The organism is Sphingomonas yabuuchiae (genome assembly GCF_001477495.1).
In the GTDB taxonomy this organism is placed as follows: Bacteria; Pseudomonadota; Alphaproteobacteria; order Sphingomonadales; family Sphingomonadaceae; genus Sphingomonas; species Sphingomonas yabuuchiae_A.
In genome coordinates this window covers 1-4172 of sequence record NZ_LDTF01000131.1, presented here as the reverse complement: position 1 = coordinate 4172, position 4172 = coordinate 1, and the positions used below count along the sequence as shown (strand labels likewise).

The window sequence follows — 4172 nt, the reverse complement described above, 5'->3', positions numbered from 1 at the left end:
CCAGCACCCCGGCGCGTTCGCCGACCTGCGCCCCCGCCTGCTCGTAATCGCCGTCGGCGATGCCCGCGCCGAGCCCCGCGCCCCGCTCGACCGCCAGCGTCGCGCCCAGCGCGATCAGCTTCCTGACGGTTTCCGGCGTGGCGGCGACGCGGGCCTCGTCGGGGGCGGTTTCGCGCAGGACCGCGATACGCAAGGCCACGGGATCAGGCGATCAGCCAGAGGACGATCGCCACTAGGATGGCGACGACCACCGCCCCCCATTTGAGCATGCCGATCATCAGGTCGTAGGTGGCGACATGCGCCTTCATGCCGCCGGGGCCGTTGTTGATGCCGGTGTCGTTGCCCGCCATGATCCTCACCTCCGCTATCGTCCTGCCGCCGTGACCCGCGCCGCATGAACCTGTCGGGAGCTTATTCGACAGGCCGCCGGGATCAACCCAGAAACGACCGGCGCGAACCCTTGCAGCGTTCGGGACGATGCGCCAAACATCTCAAAAGTGATCCGGGGCCGGGCCCACGACAAAAGGGATTGTCCCGAATTAACGCAGATTTTAACAAAGTTGCGCTATACATTGGCGAATTGGGGTTACAGGACAAGCTATGACGCGCAACGGCCAACGTTTGCTGCTGCTGATCGATGACGAGCCGGCACAGCAACGCCTGATCGCGGCGCTGGCGCAGCGCGGCGGATGGCGCACGCTGTTCGCGACGGATGCGGACATGGCGGCTTCGGTCCTGGGCTCGGCGCAGGGACGCGAGCTGGATGCCGTGCTGATCGACCATTGGGCGCCGGGCACCGATGCCACCGCGCTGATCGCCGACTGCCACGCTCTTCGCCCCGAACTGCCCATCCTGATGCTGACCGCCAACGATTCGGTGGCGCAGGCGGTGGCGGCGATCCGCGCCGGTGCGACCGACTTCCTGGTCAAGCCGCTGGCCCCCGAACGGCTGCTCGCCGCGCTGGAGGCCTGTGTCGCGGGCCAGACCAGCGGCGAGCTCCGCCCGCTGACCGAGAAGATCCCCGCCCTTCTCGCCTTTGACGAGATCGTCGGCGATGCCCCCGACTTCCGCGCCGCGCTGGCCGTCGCCGCCAAGGCCGCGCGCACCCGCGCCGCCGTCCTGATCGAGGGCGAGGGCGGCGTCGGCAAGGAATCGCTCGCCATGGCGATCCATGCCGCCTCGCCCCGTGCCGAGCGGCCGATGATCAGCGTCAACTGTTCGACGATCGCGGCCAACCTGCTCGACAGCGTGATTTTCGGCCATGAGGAAGGCGCCTTTGCGGGCGCGTTCGAACGGCGCATCGGCCAGATGGTCGAAGCGCACGGATCGACGCTGTTCCTCGACGAGGTGTCGGGAATGCCGCCCGAGACGCAGGCACGGCTGCTCGACATGCTCCAGACCGGCGCGATCCTGCCGCTGGGCGCCCGCCATGCGCGCGAGGTCGATGTGCGGATCATCGCGGCCAGCGACGTACGGCTGGTCGAGGCGGTCGAGGCCGGGCGTTTCCGCGAAGATCTCTATTACAAGCTGAACGTCACCCATGTCGCGGTGCCGCCGCTGCGCGAACGCGCCAACGACATCGCCGCGCTGACCCGCCATCTGCTGGACCGCATCGCGCAGCAGCCGGGCCTGCGCCAGCTCGACATTACCGAGGATGCGCTCGACCTGCTGCGTCGTTACGACTGGCCGGGCAATGTCCGCCAGTTGCAGAACGCACTCTTCCGCGCCGCCGTGCTGTGCGAGGGCGATGCGCTGACCACCGCCGATTTCCCGCAGATCGCCTCGCTGGGGGATCGCCCCACCGCCACGACGGGTGCGACGGCGGGAAGCCCCAATGGCGGGGTCAGCCTGTTCCGCCCCGACGGGCATCTTCGCCCGCTGGAGGATATCGAGGCCGACGTCATCCGCCTGGCGATCGGCCATTATCGCGGCCGCATGACAGAGGTTGCCCGGCGGCTGGGGATCGGCCGGTCGACGCTTTACCGCAAGCTCGGCGAACTGGGCATCGACAACGCGGCCTAAAAATTCCTCCCCTGCAAGGGGAGGGGGACCATGCGCAGCATGGTGGAGGGGGCGTGCCGTCGAGGACGTCCTTCTTGGAAGCCCCCCTCCGTCACGCCTTCGGCCTGCCACCTCCCCGTGCCGGGGAGGATCAAAAAATCCTTACCACAACACCCCATCGACCGGCTTCATCGGCTCGGGCGCAGGGTCGCCGATCGCCTGGAGGAGATCGATCTCGATCGTCCGGCACATCGCGCTGAGCGGCAGGTCGTGGACGGTATCCGAGAAGGGATCGACCAGATCGTCACCGATCTGCAGCGCGGCCAGGAACATCAGCCCCGCAATCGACGAGCCGACCGGTGTCGCGAAACCCAGCGTCTCGACCAGACCGATGGGCAGCAGCACGCAGAACAACCGCGTGAAAAAGGCGGGGATGAAGCGATATTGGTTGGGCAGCGGCGTGTTCTTCAACCGCTCCATGCCGCCTTGCGAATTGGCGATGTCGACCAGAACCGATTCCATCTGGCTCTGCTGGATGGTGTCGATCCAGCCCTTGCGCTGCGCATCGGCGATCCGGCGGCCGGTGCCGTCGAGCAGGCCGTTGGCGGTGTTGGTCCGCGCCAGCGCCGGCTCCGCCTCGCCGCGCGACAGGAAGCGCAGCACCTCGCCATCGACCGGCTGCTTGCGCAGCTGGCAGCGCAGCGCGTTCACATAGGCGATCTGGCGCAGCACGATCGACCGCTTCAGGTCATGCCCTTCGGGTTCGGGCAGGAAGTTGCGCGCGCTGCGGGCGATATTGCGTGAGGCGTTGATCATCAGGCCCCAGAGCTGCCGCCCCTCCCACCAGCGCTGATAGGCCGAATTCGTGCGGAACCCCAGGAACAGCGCAAGCGCCGTACCGAACAGCGTCAACGGCAGCGAGGGGGCCTTGAAGGGCAGGACGTAATAAGCGACCGTGACGATCACGTCCCAGATGAACAGCGCCAGCAGCGGACGCCAAACCTCGGCGATGATGATTCGAGTGCGGGGTACGGCATCGACGATCAACTCTGGTCTCCCTCATCATCCACGATGCGCAGCAACGCGAAAGCGCGCCGATGGATGCGCGACCGAAATAATGACGCAGTGCAGCGGGAGAAGGGGTCGGAGCGCGCGGAAACCAAACGTCACGAACAGGCCATATTGTCGCCTTTCGTCCTTTGACGGCCAAGTGCTTCTTTCCGCGACCATTCCCGCCCCACATCGCGGACGAACGGCGGCCCGGTCCGCGCGGTGGCGCTTGCCCGGCACCGACCCGCCGGGCATGACAAAAAATATGAGCGCCACGCCCCCGCCCCGCATCCTGATCGTCGCCGGTTCCGATTCAGGCGGGGGCGCGGGGATACAGGCGGATATCAAGACGGTCGCGATGCTGGGCGGCTATCCGATGACCGCGATCACCGCGATCACCGCGCAGAACACGCTGGGCGTGCAGGCCGTGCATCCTATCCCGACCGCCATGGTGATGGCGCAGATCGACAGCGTGCTGGCCGATATCGGCGCGGATGCCGTCAAGATCGGCATGATCGGATCGGCCGAAACCGCCCATGCGCTGGCCGACCGGCTCGAGGCGCTGGACCTGCCCGTCGTGTTCGATCCGGTGATGATCGCGACCAGCGGGTCGGTGCTGGCCGATGCGGACGTGATCGCCGCCTTTCGCCGGTTCCTGGGCCTTGCCGCGCTGACCACGCCCAATCTTCCCGAACTGGCGGCGCTGGGCGGCGAGGCGGTAGTACGGCACCAGACGCGCGCGCTGCTGGTCAAGGGCGGGCATGGCGAAGGGCCCGTGATCGAGGACCGGCTGGTCGAACCGGCGGGGGAGCAACGCTGGCAGCATCCCCGGCGCGAGACGACCTCGACCCATGGCACCGGCTGTACGCTGGCCAGCGCCATCGCGACCGGGCTGGGCCAGGGATTGCCGCTGGCCGATGCAGTCGACCGCGCCATCGCCTTCGTCCAGGCCGCGCTCGCCGCCGCACCGGGGCTGGGCCAGGGGCATGGGCCAATGGGGCATGGCCTGGGCATGGTGCCCTTCTACCATCTGCTCGCCGCGATCAGCCGCGAGGGCTGGGACGCCGCCGCCTTCGCCGCGCGCTGGGGGTAACCCTTATCCTCCCTGTGCCGGGGAGGAT

General features: G+C 67.8%; 4 protein-coding genes and 1 pseudogene. 2 read left to right on the top strand and 3 right to left on the bottom strand.

Going from position 1 to position 4172, the window contains the following annotated elements; genetic code table 11:
• A pseudogene (locus NS355_RS17545) lies at positions 1 to 193 on the bottom strand (NAD(P)(+) transhydrogenase (Re/Si-specific) subunit alpha); the annotation flags it as partial.
• 10 nt (positions 194 to 203) lie between these two features.
• Positions 204 to 350 carry an aa3-type cytochrome c oxidase subunit IV gene (locus NS355_RS18840; RefSeq protein ID WP_244489742.1) on the bottom strand — a complete coding sequence of 49 codons (147 nt, stop codon included), beginning with the start codon at positions 348 to 350 and terminating at the stop codon, positions 204 to 206.
• Positions 351 to 600: 250 nt separating this feature from the next.
• Between NS355_RS18840 and NS355_RS17540 the strand changes: the two genes are divergently transcribed.
• The gene (locus NS355_RS17540; RefSeq protein ID WP_058746855.1) at positions 601 to 2022 is read left to right on the top strand and encodes a sigma-54-dependent transcriptional regulator; all 1422 of its coding nucleotides are present in this window, start codon (positions 601 to 603) and stop codon (positions 2020 to 2022) included.
• A 141-nt stretch (positions 2023 to 2163) separates the two neighbouring features.
• Here NS355_RS17540 and NS355_RS17535 read toward each other — a convergent pair whose 3' ends face one another.
• Positions 2164 to 3048: a bestrophin family protein gene (locus NS355_RS17535; RefSeq protein WP_058746854.1), complete on the bottom strand. Its 885-nt coding sequence runs from the start codon at positions 3046 to 3048 to the stop codon at positions 2164 to 2166.
• A 268-nt stretch (positions 3049 to 3316) separates the two neighbouring features.
• Here NS355_RS17535 and thiD point away from each other — a divergent pair, with 268 nt between their 5' ends.
• A complete protein-coding gene (gene thiD / locus NS355_RS17530) occupies positions 3317 to 4144 on the top strand; it encodes a bifunctional hydroxymethylpyrimidine kinase/phosphomethylpyrimidine kinase (RefSeq protein WP_058746853.1) in 828 nt (275 codons plus the stop codon).
• The last annotated feature ends 28 nt before the right edge of the window (positions 4145 to 4172 follow it).

Excerpts from the sequence above, each read along its gene's own strand:
- NS355_RS18840 (WP_244489742.1), bottom strand. The coding sequence starts at position 350 with ATGGCGGGCAACGACACCGGCATCAACAACGGCCCCGGCGGCATGAAG.
- NS355_RS17540 (WP_058746855.1), top strand. The coding sequence starts at position 601 with ATGACGCGCAACGGCCAACGTTTGCTGCTGCTGATCGATGACGAGCCG.
- thiD (WP_058746853.1), top strand. The coding sequence starts at position 3,317 with ATGAGCGCCACGCCCCCGCCCCGCATCCTGATCGTCGCCGGTTCCGAT.